Source organism: Brenneria nigrifluens DSM 30175 = ATCC 13028, assembly GCF_005484965.1.
Classification (GTDB): domain Bacteria; phylum Pseudomonadota; class Gammaproteobacteria; order Enterobacterales; family Enterobacteriaceae; genus Brenneria; species Brenneria nigrifluens.
The window spans coordinates 616,798-632,483 of record NZ_CP034036.1 but is presented as its reverse complement, the minus strand read 5'-3'; the positions used below and the strand labels follow the sequence as shown (position 1 = coordinate 632,483).

Here is a 15,686-nt window from a genome sequence, read left to right as displayed (position 1 = left end):
ACTCAGGCGGAAGGAATAATCAACGTCTGGCCCAGCTGTACGTTGCCCGACTTCATATCATTCGCCCGCTGAATCTCTTTCATGCTGACGCCATAACGGGCGGCGATGGCGCTCAGGCTATCACCCCGCACAACTTTATGTCTGACGGGCGCCGCTTTTTTGGTATCGGCGACCGCGGTCGCCGCTTTGCTTGCCGTTGCCGGAATGTTCAGACGCTGCCCGACCCAGACGATATCTTTGTTCAGCTTATTGATGCTGCGGATCGCCGCCATGCTGACGCCATAGCGCGCCGCAATGGCCGACAGCGTTTCGCCTCGCGCCACCGTATGGCGGATACTACTGCCGCCGCTGCTCTTCCCGGCCGCAGCGTTGGAGGACCCGGTCGAGGCTGCGCTATTTTCCGCCGCCAGCGCCGGGCGGCCCTCCTGCTTTGGGGCGGCTTGCAACGGGTGCGTCTGGAAATAATTGCGCAATCCCTGATAAATCGCGTTGGCGATTTTTTGCTGATAGTCGCTGCTTCCCAGCAGGCGTTCTTCCCCCGCGTTGCTGATAAACCCGGTTTCCACCAGCAGCGAAGGGATATCCGGCGAGCGCAGCACGCCCAGACTGGCGTGCTCCGGACGGCGTTTATGTAATCCGCCGACGCGCTGCAGTTCGCCCAATACTTTGGTCGCGACGTCATAGCCGACGCGCTGCGAGTGTCCGAACTGTAGATCCAGCACCGCCTGGCTTAAATAGGGGTCGGCATTGCTGTTGGCCAGCAAATCGCCGGCGCCGCCCAGCAGCTCGGACTGCTTCTCGTGTTGTTCCAGCCAGTTCGCCATTTCGCTGTTCGCCCGGCGATTGGACAACACCCACACCGAAGCCCCGGTCGCGCTGCGATTCGGCGCGGCATCCGCATGGATGGAAACCAGAATATTGGCGCCGTGTTTACGCGCCACGTCCGAGCGCCCCATCACCGAGACAAAATAATCCCCGTCGCGGGTGAGCACCGGCTTGAAAGCGGGATCGGCGTTCAGCAAGGTTTGCAGCTTACGCGCAATGGCGATGGTGACGTTCTTTTCGCGCAGCCCGTTCTGACCGATGGCGCCGGGATCCTGTCCGCCATGTCCGGCGTCAATGGCCACCACCACCCGCTCGTTGCCGACGGAGGCGGCGGCGCGCGCCGGCGATCTGGCCGAGGCATTGCTGTTCACCACCACCGTCGGTTTATTATTGAACGGGTTTTTCACCGGTTCGGACTTTACCGGGCGCGACTGACCGGGCGCGGTCGGCGTGCTTTTCTGCGCTACCGCTCGGGGTTTGTCGCCCGCAACCGTAAAGACCACCTTATAGCCGGAGCCGTTTTGCCGGGTGACCGCCCTGGTTCTGGCGGGCTGCGTCAGGTCGAGCACCAGGCGGATGCTTTGCGCATCCTGCGCGTTGCTGGTGCGAATGCGTTTGATCAGATTTTGCCCGCTGAAATCCAGCGGCAATCCCTGGATCAGCGCCGTCTGGCGAATATCAATCACCACTCGCTCAGGATTATTGAGCGGAAAGAAGGCATAAATAGGCTGACCGCTAAAGTTCAGGCTTACCGTTGCCTGGCCGGAACCGTTACTTACCTGAATATCCGACAGGTTGGAGGCCCAGCCTGGCCCCGCCGCTATCAGCCACGCGCATACCAACAGTTTGATCGTACGACTTATCATGGTGCCTCTATCCCCAACTGACCGGCCAAACGCCGCAGGATCGCCTCTCCCTGCGCGGAGAGCGCAGAGAGTTCGGCTTGTCTGCCCGCTTGCTGATAATGCAAATGCAGTTCAAGATCGGCGGAGGGTAATACGCCGGCGCCCTGCTGCGGCCATTCAATCAGACAGATGGCATCCTGAACCAGATAATCGCGAATGCCCATAAATTCCAGCTCTTCAGGATCGGCAAGCCGATAAAGATCGAAATGGTATACCGCCAGCGGTGATAACGCATAAGACTCGACCAGGGTATAGGTCGGGCTCTTTACGTTTCCCTGATGCCCCAACGCCTGCACAAAGCCGCGGCTGAATGTGGTTTTTCCCGCCCCGAGTTCGCCATATAAATGCACAACACAGGCGCTTTCACAGGCTTTAGCCAGCGCCGCGCCCAACGCGATGGTTGCTGCCTCGTCCGGCAGGGGTAACTCGATTTTTTTCATTCTGTCTTTTCTAAGGGTATCCGTTCGGGATTGACATATTGAGACAACGCCGGCAGCAGATCGGTTGCCAGCATACCACGAGTTCCTTGCCGCGCGGCCAGTTCGTCCCCCGCCGCGCCGTGCACCACGCATCCCGCGCAGGCGGCGTCATACAAGGATAGCTTTTGCGCCAGCAAAGCGCCGATAATACCGGACAGCACGTCGCCCATGCCTCCTGTCGCCATACCGGGGTTTCCCACATCGGCAATGGCCAGTTGACCCCGCTCGCCGGCGACCACCGTGCCCGCACCTTTTAAAACCACGACGCCGCCATAGCGTTTTACCAGTTTTTGCGCCGCAAGTAAGCGATCGCTTTCAATATCAGACACCCGGCAATGCAATAAACGAGCCGCCTCGCCAGGATGCGGCGTCAACAGGCGATTCTGCCGTTTATGCGGATTGATTGCCAGCAGGTTAAGCGCGTCTGCATCCCATAACATGGGTTTGTTACAATTTTCCGCCAGCCGCAGCGCGTTTTTCCCCCACTCGTCCTGCCCCAGACCGGGGCCGATCACCACCACATCCGCCCATTCCAGCCCCTGTTTCAGGGTTTCCGCGCTCAGTTCCTGCACCATCAGTTCGGGACGGTGCGTCAGCAATGCCGCCAGATAGAGTTTGTGAGTAAGCACTCGCACCAAACCGGCGCCGCTGCGCAAGGCGGCTTCCCCCGCCATAAATACCGCGCCGCCGGTGCCGTAATCGCCGCCCACGATCAGCAAGCGGCCGTTATCGCCTTTGTGCGCGCCGGGACGCCGCGGTTTTAGCCATTCGGTAAGCAACGCCGCGGACAGCCGCCGTATGGGCGCCGTCTGTCCTGCCAGCCAGTCAGCCAACCCCAGGGCGCTATAGTGTAACCGCCCCACGAAATCGCGGGCGCTTCCGGTCAACAGCCCCGGCTTCAGCGCGATAAAGGTCACCGTGTGCGCCGCATAAACGGCGTTGCCCGCACATTGACCGGTTTCGGCATTTAAACCGGAGGGAACATCAATGGACACCACCGGGGCGGAATGCGCGTTGGCCTGGGCGATCAGCGCGTCATAGGGCGGACGCGGCGCGCTGGCCAGACCGGTGCCCAGCAGTCCGTCAACGATCAGATCGACGTCATCAGGCCAGGGGGCGTCGGCATCCAGAATCGCGCCCCCCTGCTCCAGCCAGGATTGACGGGCGGCGGAAGCCTCCTCCGGCAACGCGCGGTTTCCCTGACAGGCGATAACATAAGGGGTGATGCCCGCCGCCAGCGCCTGACTGGCGACCACATAGCCATCGCCGCCGTTGTTGCCATGGCCCGCCAGTATCAGCCAGCGTCGGGCGGACGGATAATAGCGGCGCGCGACCTGAAAAGCGGCCTCGCCCGCGCGCAGCATCAGTTCATGTAATGAAACCCCGAGCTCGCAGGCGGCGTTTACCTCTTCACGGCGTACCCACTCCGCCCGGAATACCGAATGTGGAAGAGAAAAGTCATATCCACGCGTTTTGCCGTCAGCCATCACGCCCCCTTATGGTTCCCCGAATGATCCCAACTTAGCAAGCTATAGCGGTAACCGCCAGAGTTCGCTCCATTTACCGCGCATTCGGCCGCTAAAGCGGAGTGTGATAAAATAGCCCGCTCTTTATTCCTTTTACGGCTGGTCATGGCATACCCCTACGATCTCGGTGAATTGGCGCAACTTATCAAGCAATGGGGGCTATCGCTGGGCTTCCAGCAGGTCGGTATCTGCGACACGGATTTATCCGCCGAGGAACCCAGGCTACAGGCCTGGCTGGACAAGCAGTATCACGGTGAAATGGCCTGGATGGCGCGTCACGGCATGTTGCGGGCGCGCCCGCATGAACTGCTGCCCGGCACGCTGCGGGTCATCAGCGTGCGCATGAATTATCTGCCCGCCAAAGCGGCATTCGCCAGCACGTTGAAGAACCCGCAGTTGGGGTACGTCAGCCGCTATGCCCTGGGACGCGATTATCACAAGCTGCTGCGCCAGCGCCTGAAAAAACTCGGCGAGCGGATTCAGGACTACTGTGGCGAACTCAATTTTCGTCCTTTCGTTGACTCAGCGCCGATAATGGAACGCCCGCTGGCGGCCAAAGCCGGTCTCGGCTGGGTTGGTAAACACTCGCTTCTATTAAACCGGGAGTCAGGCTCCTGGTTCTTTCTCGGCGAGCTGCTGATCGATTTGCCGCTGCCCGTCGACCAGCCGCAGCAAGAGCAATGCGGCCGCTGCGTCGCCTGTATCACCACCTGCCCTACCGGCGCGATTGTTGAACCTTATACGGTCGACGCCCGGCGCTGTATTTCCTATCTGACGATAGAGCTTGAAGGCGCGATCCCTGAAGCGTTCCGTCCGTTAATAGGGAACCGCATCTACGGCTGTGATGACTGCCAGTTGATTTGCCCGTGGAACCGTTTCTCACAGTTGACCGACGAAACGGATTTCAGCCCGCGGGCGGCGCTGCATGCCCCGGAACTGCTGGAGCTGTTCCAGTGGAGCGAAGAAAAATTTCTGCGAATTACCGAAGGTTCCGCCATTCGCCGCATCGGCCATCTGCGCTGGCTGCGCAATATCGCGGTGGCGCTGGGAAACGCTCCTTATCAGGACCGCATTGTGCTGACGCTGCAAACCCGGCTGGGGGAAAACGATCTGCTCGACGAACATATCCACTGGGCCATTAAACAACAAAGGACACGCCGCGCAGCACAGGGGATCGAGGTGCAATCCGCGCGTAAAAAAAGGCTGATTCGCGCGGTGGAGAAAGGCTTGCCGCGTGACGCCTGAGCGGTGGCGATCCGCTGTCATCAACTTGTCGCATCAGCTGTGGATAAATATAAAAACTCTTTGACAATCAACTGTCACAAAAAGTACAAGTGATCCTGATAACGTTTTATAAGTAATTTTTATCTATAGATATCAATAAAATAAAAAACAGAGCGCTGACAACAAGATAAGAGCGCGGGGAGAACGTCCACAGACGACCTGTGGATAAGTCTGTTCAAAACATTATGATTTTTTATGTGGATTAATAACAAGAGAATAGTAACGAGCCGGAAAACAGGCTGGCGGGAAGCCAATAAACCTTAACGCTTCAACTGCGCCGACTTATCCGCATCCACGCGAAAAGTGGACGGCATTATGGATTTGTTATCGCTCCTTGGCAAGCCCCCACGGCTTATTTTTTCCAACGGGAAACGCCAAAAAGCCCATTCCGCATTGCGCAATGGGCCAGACAGGGTAAACACCAAGGGGTTGTGATAATAAACCCGCCGGCAGGCTATGCCGGCGTGGTCAATATCACTCGGCGGGTTGCGTTCTGATCAGATAATCAAACGCGCTTAGCGAGGCTTTCGCCCCTTCGCCGGTGGCGATGATGATCTGTTTGTACGGCACGGTGGTGCAGTCGCCGGCGGCAAATACCCCTTTGACGCTGGTTTCGCACTTGGCGTCAATTTCAATTTCGCCGATCCTGTTGCGGGCGACCGTACCTTCCAGCCAGTTGGTGTTGGGCAGCAGGCCGATCTGCACGAAGATCCCTTCCAGCGGCAGTTGGTGCTGCGTATCGCTGACGCGATCCTTATAGGCCAGACCGGTGACTTTCTGTCCGTCGCCTTGCACTTCCGTGGTCTGCGCGTTAACGATGATGTCGACATTCGGCAGGCTGCGCAATTTGTCCTGCAATACGGAGTCCGCCTTCAGCTCCGGCGCGAACTCCAGCAGGGTAACGTGCTTCACCACCCCGGCCAGATCGATCGCCGCTTCCACGCCGGAGTTACCGCCGCCGATCACCGCCACATGCTTGCCTTTAAACAGCGGGCCGTCGCAGTGCGGACAGTAGGTCACCCCGCGGGTGCGGTACTGATCTTCGCCAGGCACGTTCATGTTTCTCCACCGGGCGCCGGTGGCGATGATGACGCTGCGGGACTTCAGTACCGCGCCGGACACGGTCACCACCTGATGCGCCGCCCCCGCTTGGCCGCCGGGGATCAAGGCTTCAACGCTCTGCGCGTCAATCACATCCACATCGTAATCATCAACGTGGCTTTTCAGCGCGGTCGCCAGCTTGGCCCCTTCCGTTTTCGGTACGGAAATGTAGTTTTCAATGTCCACGGTATCCAATATCTGACCGCCGAAACGTTCGCCGATCAGACCGGTACGGATGCCTTTCCGGGCCGCATAGACCGCCGCCGCCGCGCCTGCCGGGCCGCTGCCGACAATCAGCACATCGTACACCGGGCGCTGATTCAGCTTTTCAACCTGCTTTTCGCTCGCGCCGGTATCGATTTTGGTCACGATTTCGCCGAGGCTCATGCGCCCCTGGCTGAAGTGCTCGCCGTTGAGGAACACGGTCGGCACGCCCATCACGTTGCGGCTCTGGATCTCATCTTGAAACACGCCGCCGTCAATGGCGGTATGGGTAATGTTGGGATTCAGCACCGCCATCAAATTCAGCGCCTGCACCACGTCCGGACAGTTGTGACAGGAGAGCGAATAATAGGTTTCGAAATGGAACGATCCGTCAAGATTGCGGATCTGGTCGAGCAACTCCTGCGCTTCTTTCGACGGATGACCGCCCACCTGCAACAGCGCCAGAATCAGCGAGGTGAACTCATGTCCCATCGGGGCGCCGGCAAAACGCGGGCCGCTCTGTGAACCTGGGTTGGTAATCAAAAAGGAGGGTTTACGCACTGCCAGGTCATTCTGTTCAGAGAAACTAACCTGCTCAGATAATCCTGCGATCTCCGTCAGTAATTCCCTGACTTCCAGGGATTTGGCCGAGTCATCCAGAGTCGCAATTAACTCAACAGGTTTGGTTAATTTTTCCAGGTAAGCTTTTAACTGGACTTTCATTGTATTGTCGAGCATCGATTATCCTCAGTGCAAAAAATCGGGTGCCGAGCACCCGATAAAAACATCACGATCTCAGGGAGTCCGGGTTAGATTTTACCGACCAGATCCAGAGACGGCGCCAGCGTCGCTTCACCCTCTTTCCATTTGGCGGGGCAGACTTCACCCGGGTGGGACGCCACATACTGAGCGGCTTTCACTTTACGCAGCAGGTCGGAAGCATCACGACCGATACCTTCAGCAGTGATTTCCACCGCCTGAATGATGCCCTGCGGGTCGACGATAAAGGTACCGCGATCGGCCAGACCTTCCGCTTCACGCAGGTTTTCAAAGTTGCGGGTCAGTTGCCCGGTCGGGTCGCCGATCATGGTGTATTTGATTTTGCCGATGGTTTCAGAGGTGCTGTGCCAGGCTTTGTGCGTAAAATGGGTATCGGTGGACACAGAGTAGATTTCAACGCCGAGCTGCTGGAATTCATCGTAGTAATCGGCAACGTCGCCCAGTTCGGTCGGGCAGACGAAAGTAAAGTCAGCCGGATAGAAGAAGAACACGCTCCATTTGCCTTCGATATCTTTCTCAGTCACTTCGATGAATTCACCATCTTTGAAGGCCGTGTTTTTGAATGGTTTAACTTTGGTATTAATTACTGACATCACTGTATCCTCATGTGTGTTGGTATGGGAGTAAGGTACATAATTGTGATGGTCATCACCAATTTGTTGTCGTTATCGAATCGATAAGTAATACCTTACTTGGCGATAGGCGGAAGCTCTGTACCGTTTCAACATCAGTGCGACCCAAGATAACGATGAAAAAATCCGCATACGGCTCCACAGAAACATCGAATGTTTATTGAAGAAGATTCGTCCTACTACGTGGATTGAACGGTTAGTCGAGTTTGTTCCAATCCTGCCGGCTGGCAGTCACTAATACACTCCAGTCGTCCGGCGGATTTCCGCGCCCGAGCATCTTCTCAAACACCGCATACGGATCGGATTTTCTGCCCGACGATCGTAGCGTCTGCTCATCGTTGACCCAGGCGTAGACAATCACCTTTGCCTTGGAGTCGTAGCGGAAGAACAGCCGGAACCGCCTCCCAATCTTGGCCCGCCGCCAATGACGATAATCCGGCCCCAAGGTATTGCCTTGACGGTACTCGTCGCGCGCCGGATCGCCCGGAACAACTTCAAGCATCAGTTGGCTTAGGGCGCGGAACAGTTTTACGTTGGCATTGGACGCGAATCCTGTGGGGTCATTCTGCTCCGCGCGCTGCGCGGCGGCGTGCAGTTTCTGCAACTGTTCGATCACACAGTTATGGAACAGCAAAGTCCAACCGTGCCGCTGCATCAGAGCGCCACTTCACCGTCAATATCCTCATCCATCCTCGCGCCATGTCCGACATTCGCCAGCATCGAGCGAGCCAGATCCTCCGGCAACCCGCGCACATGCCGGCCAGCTTCGATGTCGCGAGCCAGCAGGCTCAAAAACGCGCCGATAGCAGGATCCTCGTGCTCAGCATCTACGCGGCTGACGACGATGTGCCCATCTTCCTGCAGATCAAACGCCACCTTGCCGCCGGCATCGACACCCAGCGCCTGGCGGATCGGTTTGGGCAGCGTGATCTGGCCCTTTGACGTGATCGTGGCAAGTTCGTGAATGATAGGCATGGCATGCTCTCTCTGAATGAATAATCACTTTCAATGTAAGGAATATTCCTTACTTAATCAACTCTTTTGATGGGCAGAAACCGACTTTTGAACCAAAGAATGATAAATATCAGAACAGGAAAAGCAGATTATCAGTGCTAAATCCCCCTCCGGCCGCCGCAAAGAGCGGAAAGAGCAAAACTGTTGTATATACAGATACATTATCTGTTATAAAGTGAGCCCGGCGGGATAAAAGGTTAAAACCATGACCCAAAATAAAACATTAGCGGAGATGATAGCCGGCGCCAACGACCGGCCCGCCCCGCTCTATCAGCAGATTAAGCAAGTTATCATTAGCCAGATCGATAACGGCCACTGGCAGCCGCGTCAGCGCGTGCCTTCCGAAAGCGAACTGGTGAATGAACTGAACGTTAGCCGGATGACCATCAACCGCGCGCTGCGAGAATTGACGCATGAAGGCTATTTAATGCGTTTACAGGGCGTGGGCACCTTTGTGGCGGAGCGGAAAGCGTTTACCCCGATGTTGGAAGTGCATAATATTTCAGATGAAATTAAAAGCCGCGGCCATCGTCACACCAGTCAGGTGCTGTTTTTGCGGCAAGAGCCCTCCAGCGAATCAGACGCGCTGAAATTCGAACTGACCGTCGGCGCGCCGCTCTATCACTCGCGCATCGTGCACTTTGAAGACGGCATCCCGGTTCAGTTGGAAGATCGTCTGGTCAATCCGCAGATCGCCCCGGAATATTTGCAGCAGGATTTTACCCAAAATACCCCGTTCGTTTACCTGAGCCAGGTTGCGCCGCTGACCGCCGCGGAACACACGGTGGAAGCCGTGAGCGGCAGCCCGGAAGAGCAAAAACTCCTGCATATCGCCGCCCACGAACCCTGCCTGCAAATTCAGCGCCGTACCTGGCACCGGGATAGCGTCGTTACCTGCGCCCGACTGCTCTATCCCGGCGCCCGCTATAAAATGTTCGGCCGCTTTCAGCAGAACGGTTGATATTCCCTTAACCGGGATGGATTGAGCCTCAGGCGCCCCGCCCTTGCTGCAACAGCGTCTCCACTAACGATTGCAGCAGCGGCCGCAGCGTTGCCGCTTTCTGCTCCTGCCAGCGGAAAGGCGGATGCTCATCCATATAATTACACTGCGCCAACTCCAACTGCACCGCATGCTGTCGCTCCGCCGGCCGGCCGTAAGCGCGGGTAATATATCCGCCTTTAAAACGACCGTTGAGAACCCAGCTGAAATACGATTGCGCCTGACAGCGCGCGCTCAGCGCCTGAGCGATCGCCTCGCCGCAACTTTTTCCATCATTGGTGCCCAGGTTCAGGTCAGGCAGACGCCCCGCAAACAGACGCGGGATCGTCGAGGCGATCGAATGGGCGTCAAACAGCAGCACGTAGCCAAACTGCCGCTTCAACCGCGCCAGCTCCCGCTGTAGCTGTTGATGATAAGGTTGCCAGATATGCTCAAGATAGCCCTGCCGCTGTTGCGCCGTCGGCGTCATGCCGTCCCTGAACGCGGGCGTGCCATCAAACAGCGTATCCGGGAACAGGCCGGTTGTCGCCGTGCTATAAAGCGGCCGATCGTCGGCCGGCCGGTTGAGATCGACCACCAAACGCGAATAGTTGCCGACCAGCACGCTGGCGCCCATTGAACGCGCAAAATCATACAGCAGGGGAATATGCCAGTCGGTATCCGACAACGGACGCGCCGCCTCGCTCAGCCCCGCGTCCACTTCCGGCGTCAACGCGGTGCCGGCGTGAGGAATACTGACCAGCAGCGGCAAGGTGCCGGCGCTAAAATCAAAAGGTGTCATCGCATTTCTCCATGATAGATAACCTGGCAAGGCAACTGCCCTCCCAGCCAATAGGTCAGCTCCGCCGGACGGGACAGCGGCCAATGCACGAAATTCGCCACTTTTCCCGCTTCCAGCGAACCGTGCGTTGCCGTCAGGCCCAACGCGCCGGCGGCGTGCAGCGTCACCCCGGCCAGCGCCTCTTCCGGCGTCATGCCGAAGAGCGTGCAGCCCATATTGAGCATCAGCCGTAAGGAGAGCGCGGGCGAGGTGCCGGGATTGGCGTCGCTGGCCAGCGCCATGGGAACGCCGTGACGGCGAAAGGCGTCAATCGGCGGCAGCTGCGTTTCCCGCAGCAGATAGAATGCGCCGGGCAGCAGCACCGCCACGGTGCCCTGAGCGGCCATCGCCTGCGCATCACGCTCGGTGGCGTACTCCAGATGGTCGGCCGATAGCGCCTGGAAGCGGGCGGCGAGCTGGCATCCTTCCGAAAACGACAGCTGCGCCGCATGCAGCCGCACCGGCAGCGCGTGCTGCCGGGCGCAGGCGAATACGCGTTCGACCTGCGCGGCGGAAAAAGCCAGATATTCGCAAAAGGCGTCCACCGAATCGGCCAGCCCCTGCGCTTTTACATGCGGCAGCAGCCGTTGGCAGATGACGTCTATCCAGCCATCGGGATCGTCGCGGTATTCCGGCGGTACGGCATGCGCCGCCAGACAGGTGGCGTGAATCTCCACCGGCAACTCGCGCGCCAGCGTGCGGATCACCTGCAACATACGCAGTTCGCTCTCTTCATCCAGACCATAGCCGGATTTGATCTCCAGCGTCGTCACCCCCTCCGCCAGCAGGCAGGCGATACGCCGCCGCGCGCTCTGCGCCAGTTCTTCGGCGCTGGCGGCGCGCGTCGCGCGTACCGTGGACAAAATACCGCCGCCGCCCGCCGCAATCTGCGCATAGCTGGCGCCATTGAGCCGTTGTTCAAACTCCGCGCTGCGATCGCCGCCAAACACCAGATGCGTGTGGCAATCGATCAGACCGGGGGTGACGATGCCGCCGCCAAAATCGATTCGCCGCCCGGCGCGCGCCGCCAGCGCCGCTTTCCGCGGGCCAACCCAGACGATGCGGTCGTTTTTTACCGCAATCGCTCCGTCTTCAATCAGGTTATAGCGCCCGTCGCGCATGGTGACGACATCCGCGCCATACCACAGGCTGTCACAGTCAAATTCAACCGCCATCGTTCTCTCCCCCGGCACATATTGCATTATTTAGCGTAATAATATAAACATGTATATACAAGATTGTCGATTGATACAATAACATCCGGGGAACGCAAGCATGACGAGTTATTTCGCGCCGCATGCGCTGCTGGCGGAAGGCTGGAAGTCGTCCGTACGCATTGATGTCAACGCGCAGGGGGAGATCGCCGCCGTCACCGCCAATAGTCGGGCGGACGACGCAATCCGCCTCGCCGGGGCGGTGATCCCGGGTATGGCCAACCTGCATTCGCATGCCTTTCAGCGCGCCATGGCGGGACTGACGGAAGTGGCGGGAAATCCGCAGGACAGTTTCTGGACGTGGCGAGAACTGATGTATCGCATGGTGCAGCGGTTAACGCCGGAGCAGGTCGGAGACATCGCCACCCGGTTGTATATCGATATGCTGAAAGGCGGCTACACGCAGGTGGCGGAATTCCACTATCTGCATCACGATGAACGGGGTCGCCCCTACGCCGACGACGCCATGCTGCCGCGGTTGATTCACGCCGCCGAACAGGCGGGCATCGGCCAGACGCTGCTGCCGGTGCTTTATAGCTATTCCGGTTTTGGCGCGCAGCCGCCGCAGGCCGGACAGCGGCGCTTTATTCAGGATACCGACCGCTACCTGCGCCAGCAGGCGCATTTACGCCGCCTGCTGGCCGATAAGCCCTTGCACAATCAGGGGATCTGTTTCCATTCGCTGCGCGCCGTCACCGGCGAACAGATGCACGACGTGCTCTCCTCCCTCGGCGAACGGCTTCCGGTGCATATTCATATCGCCGAGCAGGAGAAAGAGGTCGATGACTGCCTGGCCTGGAGCGGAGAACGGCCGGTGAACTGGCTATTGGATCGCTTTGAGGTCGACGATCGCTGGTGTCTGGTGCACGCCACGCACCTTGATGACGCGGAAATCCGCCGTCTGGCCGCCAGCGGTTCGGTGGCCGGGCTGTGTCCGACCACCGAAGCCAATCTGGGCGACGGGATCTTTCCGGCAACGGAATATATCGCGCTGGGCGGACGCTGGGGCATCGGTTCCGACAGCCACGTCTCGCTGGACGTGGTGGAGGAATTACGTTGGCTGGAATACGGCCAGCGCCTGCGCGACCGACGCCGCAACCGTATCGTAACGGACGGCGAAACCTCGGTGGGCGATCTGCTATACCGGCAGGCGGCGCAGGGCGGGGCGCAGGCCTGCCGGATCAACGCCGGCAGGCTGGCGCCGGGCTGCCGCGCCGACTGGCTGGTGCTGGAGGACGACGCTTTTCTGGCGCTGGACGACGACCGGCAGCGCATGAATCGCTGGCTGTTTGGCGGCCACCGCGGCCAGATCCGCGATGTGTGGGTCGCCGGCCGGCAGGTTATTCGTCAGGGACGGCATGCCCGACAGGAAGAAAGCGACGCCCGTTTCCGTGCCGTTATGCAGGCCCTGTTATGATGCATCTTTACCAACTGCACGACCTGCCGGTCAGCCGCTGGCGTAACGGCGGCGGCGAAACGCGGGAAATCGTCCGCTTTCCTGGCGGAGAAGATGCCTTCGGCTGGCGGGCCAGTATCGCCACCATCGCGGCCAGCGGCCCCTTCTCATCTTTTCCCGGCGCCGACAGGGTGATCACCCTGTTGCAGGGCGACGGCGTCGAACTGGAGTTTGCCGGCAAGCCGCCTCACGCTCTGCGGGTGAACCGGCCTTTGCGCTTTGCCGGCGAAGAGTCCGTTTATGCCCGGCTATCCGGCGCGCCCAGTCTGGACTTTAACATCATGACCGCACGCGATCGTTTCAATGCCGACGTCTGCGTCACCGATGGGGCGCAACGGGCGGAAAGCGGCGTGGCCTGGATCATCGCCGGCCAATGGCGCACCGCCGGGAAACGGTTGACCGCAGGACAAGGCGTCTGGTGGCTGAGCAACGGCGAGGCGATCGTCCCGCAATCCAGCGACGCGCTGATGTTGTTTACCCGCATCACCGCCCGGCATCACGTTTGCCCCGACGCTGCGCGCTCAAACGGATAAAAGGTGCCTGCATGGTGCAGAAACGGCGTTTATCCTGATCCGGGTGTTAAAATACTTCGCATAATATATTGATATAAATGAATTTTATCTATCTGGCACAAACATTGCTTAAATATACTTGTATATACAAGATTATACAATAAAGTTCCCCCCAATTGAGTACCGGGAACCCGGTTGTTTGCAGAAGGAAAAAGCTAATGAGTGAATCAGTAAGTCAGGCCGTAGCACGTGAAATCCGCGCGCCCAGAGGCAATACGCTTCATTGCGCCAACTGGTTGATTGAGGCCGCCTACCGCATGATCCAGAATAACCTGGATCCCGACGTCGCCGAACGCCCGGAAGATCTCGTCGTCTACGGCGGCATTGGTAAAGCCGCCCGCAACCACGCCTGTTTTGAACAGATCCTGCGCTCGCTGCGGGCGCTGCAGCCGGAAGAGACGCTGCTGGTGCAATCCGGCAAGCCGGTCGCCGTATTCCGTACCCACGCCGACGCGCCGCGCGTGCTGATCGCCAACTCCAATCTGGTGCCGCACTGGGCGAACTGGGATCATTTCCATGAGCTGGATAAGGCCGGCCTGATGATGTACGGCCAGATGACCGCCGGCTCGTGGATCTACATCGGCGCGCAGGGCATCGTTCAGGGCACCTATGAAACATTCGTCGAAGCCGGACGCCAGCATTACCACAACGACCTGAGCGGTAAATGGATCCTGACCGCCGGATTAGGCGGCATGGGCGGCGCGCAGCCGCTGGCCGGCGTGCTGGCGGGCGCCTCCGTGCTGGCGGTGGAGTGCCAGGAGTCACGTATCGACTTCCGCCTGCGCACCCGTTACCTTGACTATAAAGCCTATAGCCTGGACGAAGCGCTGGCGATAATCGAACGGGCCGGGCGGGAAAAACGGGCGATTTCCGTCGGCCTGCTGGGCAACGCGGCGGAGATCCTGCCTGAGCTGGTCAAGCGCGCCGGAAATGGCGGCATCAAGCCGGACATCGTGACCGATCAAACCTCCGCCCACGATCCGATCAACGGCTACCTGCCGGCGGGCTGGAGCGTGGAACGCTGGGAACAGGAACGCAAGGCCAATCCGAAAACGGTGGAAAAAGCCGCCCGCGCGTCAATGGCGGTGCACGTGCAGGCAATGCTCGACTTCTGCCATATGGGCATCCCCACCGTGGATTACGGCAACAATATCCGTCAGGTGGCGTTGGAGGAAGGCGTGGAGAACGCGTTTGATTTCCCCGGCTTTGTGCCCGCCTATATCCGCCCGCTGTTCTGCGAAGGCAAAGGCCCATTCCGCTGGGTGGCGCTGTCCGGCGATCCCGAGGATATCTACAAAACGGACGCCAAGCTGAAGGAGCTGTTCCCGGACAATAAAAACCTGATCCGCTGGCTGGATATGGCGCGGGAGCGCATCGCCTTCCAGGGACTGCCGTCGCGCATCTGCTGGCTGGGTCTGGGCGAGCGCCATCTTGCCGGCCTGGCGTTTAATGAAATGGTGCGCAACGGCGAGCTGAAAGCGCCGATCGTCATCGGCCGCGACCACCTTGACTGCGGATCGGTGGCCTCCCCCAACCGCGAAACGGAATCGATGCGCGATGGTTCCGATGCGGTATCCGACTGGCCGCTGCTGAACGCGCTGCTCAGCACCGCCGGCGGCGCCACCTGGGTCAGCCTGCACCACGGCGGCGGCGTCGGCATGGGATTCTCGCAGCACGCCGGCATGGTGATTGTCTGCGACGGCAGCCCGGAAGCCGACGTCCGTTTAGCGCGCGTGCTGTGGAACGACCCGGCGACCGGGGTGATGCGCCACGCGGACGCCGGTTACGATCTGGCGATCGACACCGCCAAAAAATATCGGCTCACTCTGCCGATGGTGAAATAGCCGCAGTTCCCCGGAGCGAAACCTGGCTCC

14 protein-coding genes are annotated in these 15,686 nt (G+C 59.2%); 5 read left to right on the top strand and 9 right to left on the bottom strand.

The annotated features are described in order from the left end of the window. Positions 1–2: 2 nt before the first annotated feature. From amiB to nnr, 3 genes are read right to left on the bottom strand one after another with little or no spacing between them, the layout of a single operon-like run. Positions 3–1,691, bottom strand: coding sequence for an N-acetylmuramoyl-L-alanine amidase AmiB (amiB, locus tag EH206_RS02885; RefSeq protein WP_009111317.1), 1,689 nt, complete (start codon positions 1,689–1,691; stop codon positions 3–5). Continuing rightward, positions 1,688–2,170 (bottom strand): tRNA (adenosine(37)-N6)-threonylcarbamoyltransferase complex ATPase subunit type 1 TsaE, encoded by a 483-nt coding sequence (tsaE, locus tag EH206_RS02880; RefSeq protein WP_009111316.1) that lies wholly within the window; start codon positions 2,168–2,170, stop codon positions 1,688–1,690. Before tsaE ends, amiB begins: the two co-directional genes overlap by 4 nt. Next, positions 2,167–3,696: a bifunctional ADP-dependent NAD(P)H-hydrate dehydratase/NAD(P)H-hydrate epimerase gene (nnr, locus tag EH206_RS02875; protein ID WP_009111315.1), complete on the bottom strand. Its 1,530-nt coding sequence runs from the start codon at positions 3,694–3,696 to the stop codon at positions 2,167–2,169. The genes tsaE and nnr overlap by 4 nt, the downstream gene beginning before the upstream one ends. Positions 3,697–3,840: 144 nt before the next feature. On the opposite strand from nnr, the gene queG reads away from it, so the two are divergent. Beyond that, entirely contained in the window at positions 3,841–4,980 is a 1,140-nt protein-coding gene (queG, locus tag EH206_RS02870) for a tRNA epoxyqueuosine(34) reductase QueG (protein WP_009111314.1), read from the top strand. A 513-nt stretch (positions 4,981–5,493) separates the two neighbouring features. Here queG and ahpF read toward each other — a convergent pair. From ahpF to EH206_RS02850, 4 genes are all read right to left on the bottom strand, one after another. Further along, on the bottom strand, positions 5,494–7,062 hold the full coding sequence (ahpF, locus tag EH206_RS02865; RefSeq protein ID WP_009111313.1) for an alkyl hydroperoxide reductase subunit F: 1,569 nt from the start codon (positions 7,060–7,062) through the stop codon (positions 5,494–5,496). Positions 7,063–7,133: 71 nt separating this feature from the next. Beyond that, the gene (ahpC, locus tag EH206_RS02860; protein WP_009111312.1) at positions 7,134–7,697 is read right to left on the bottom strand and encodes an alkyl hydroperoxide reductase subunit C; all 564 of its coding nucleotides are present in this window, start codon (positions 7,695–7,697) and stop codon (positions 7,134–7,136) included. Positions 7,698–7,932: 235 nt separating this feature from the next. Continuing rightward, positions 7,933–8,391 carry a type II toxin-antitoxin system YhaV family toxin gene (locus tag EH206_RS02855; RefSeq protein ID WP_009111311.1) on the bottom strand — a complete coding sequence of 153 codons (459 nt, stop codon included), beginning with the start codon at positions 8,389–8,391 and terminating at the stop codon, positions 7,933–7,935. Next, the gene (locus EH206_RS02850; RefSeq protein WP_009111310.1) at positions 8,391–8,711 is read right to left on the bottom strand and encodes a type II toxin-antitoxin system PrlF family antitoxin; all 321 of its coding nucleotides are present in this window, start codon (positions 8,709–8,711) and stop codon (positions 8,391–8,393) included. Before EH206_RS02850 ends, EH206_RS02855 begins: the two co-directional genes overlap by 1 nt. 244 nt (positions 8,712–8,955) lie before the next feature. Between EH206_RS02850 and hutC the strand changes: the two genes are divergently transcribed. After that, positions 8,956–9,711, top strand: coding sequence for a histidine utilization transcriptional repressor HutC (gene hutC / locus EH206_RS02845; RefSeq protein ID WP_009111309.1), 756 nt, complete (start codon positions 8,956–8,958; stop codon positions 9,709–9,711). 28 nt (positions 9,712–9,739) lie between these two features. Here the strand turns inward: hutC and hutG are convergent, their stop codons facing one another. Then, complete coding sequence (gene hutG / locus EH206_RS02840; RefSeq protein ID WP_009111308.1) at positions 9,740–10,531, bottom strand: N-formylglutamate deformylase; 792 nt, start codon at positions 10,529–10,531, stop codon at positions 9,740–9,742. Further along, positions 10,528–11,745, bottom strand: coding sequence for an imidazolonepropionase (hutI, locus tag EH206_RS02835; RefSeq protein ID WP_009111307.1), 1,218 nt, complete (start codon positions 11,743–11,745; stop codon positions 10,528–10,530). The genes hutG and hutI overlap by 4 nt, the downstream gene beginning before the upstream one ends. Positions 11,746–11,845: 100 nt before the next feature. Here hutI and EH206_RS02830 point away from each other — a divergent pair, with 100 nt between their 5' ends. The 3 genes from EH206_RS02830 to hutU all read left to right on the top strand — a co-directional run bounded on the left by EH206_RS02830 (position 11,846) and on the right by hutU (position 15,656). Continuing rightward, positions 11,846–13,201, top strand: a complete 1,356-nt coding sequence (locus tag EH206_RS02830) for a formimidoylglutamate deiminase (protein WP_009111306.1) — start codon at positions 11,846–11,848, stop codon at positions 13,199–13,201. Continuing rightward, complete coding sequence (locus tag EH206_RS02825) at positions 13,198–13,773, top strand: HutD/Ves family protein (RefSeq protein WP_009111305.1); 576 nt, start codon at positions 13,198–13,200, stop codon at positions 13,771–13,773. The genes EH206_RS02830 and EH206_RS02825 overlap by 4 nt, the downstream gene beginning before the upstream one ends. A gap of 197 nt (positions 13,774–13,970) precedes the next feature. Next, complete coding sequence (hutU, locus tag EH206_RS02820; RefSeq protein ID WP_009111304.1) at positions 13,971–15,656, top strand: urocanate hydratase; 1,686 nt, start codon at positions 13,971–13,973, stop codon at positions 15,654–15,656. Positions 15,657–15,686 lie beyond the last annotated feature (30 nt).

Excerpts from the sequence above, each read along its gene's own strand:
- amiB (WP_009111317.1), bottom strand. The coding sequence starts at position 1,691 with ATGATAAGTCGTACGATCAAACTGTTGGTATGCGCGTGGCTGATAGCG.
- tsaE (WP_009111316.1), bottom strand. The coding sequence starts at position 2,170 with ATGAAAAAAATCGAGTTACCCCTGCCGGACGAGGCAGCAACCATCGCG.
- nnr (WP_009111315.1), bottom strand. The coding sequence starts at position 3,696 with ATGGCTGACGGCAAAACGCGTGGATATGACTTTTCTCTTCCACATTCG.
- queG (WP_009111314.1), top strand. The coding sequence starts at position 3,841 with ATGGCATACCCCTACGATCTCGGTGAATTGGCGCAACTTATCAAGCAA.
- ahpF (WP_009111313.1), bottom strand. The coding sequence starts at position 7,062 with ATGCTCGACAATACAATGAAAGTCCAGTTAAAAGCTTACCTGGAAAAA.
- ahpC (WP_009111312.1), bottom strand. The coding sequence starts at position 7,697 with ATGTCAGTAATTAATACCAAAGTTAAACCATTCAAAAACACGGCCTTC.
- EH206_RS02855 (WP_009111311.1), bottom strand. The coding sequence starts at position 8,391 with ATGCAGCGGCACGGTTGGACTTTGCTGTTCCATAACTGTGTGATCGAA.
- EH206_RS02850 (WP_009111310.1), bottom strand. The coding sequence starts at position 8,711 with ATGCCTATCATTCACGAACTTGCCACGATCACGTCAAAGGGCCAGATC.
- hutC (WP_009111309.1), top strand. The coding sequence starts at position 8,956 with ATGACCCAAAATAAAACATTAGCGGAGATGATAGCCGGCGCCAACGAC.
- hutG (WP_009111308.1), bottom strand. The coding sequence starts at position 10,531 with ATGACACCTTTTGATTTTAGCGCCGGCACCTTGCCGCTGCTGGTCAGT.
- hutI (WP_009111307.1), bottom strand. The coding sequence starts at position 11,745 with ATGGCGGTTGAATTTGACTGTGACAGCCTGTGGTATGGCGCGGATGTC.
- EH206_RS02830 (WP_009111306.1), top strand. The coding sequence starts at position 11,846 with ATGACGAGTTATTTCGCGCCGCATGCGCTGCTGGCGGAAGGCTGGAAG.
- EH206_RS02825 (WP_009111305.1), top strand. The coding sequence starts at position 13,198 with ATGATGCATCTTTACCAACTGCACGACCTGCCGGTCAGCCGCTGGCGT.
- hutU (WP_009111304.1), top strand. The coding sequence starts at position 13,971 with ATGAGTGAATCAGTAAGTCAGGCCGTAGCACGTGAAATCCGCGCGCCC.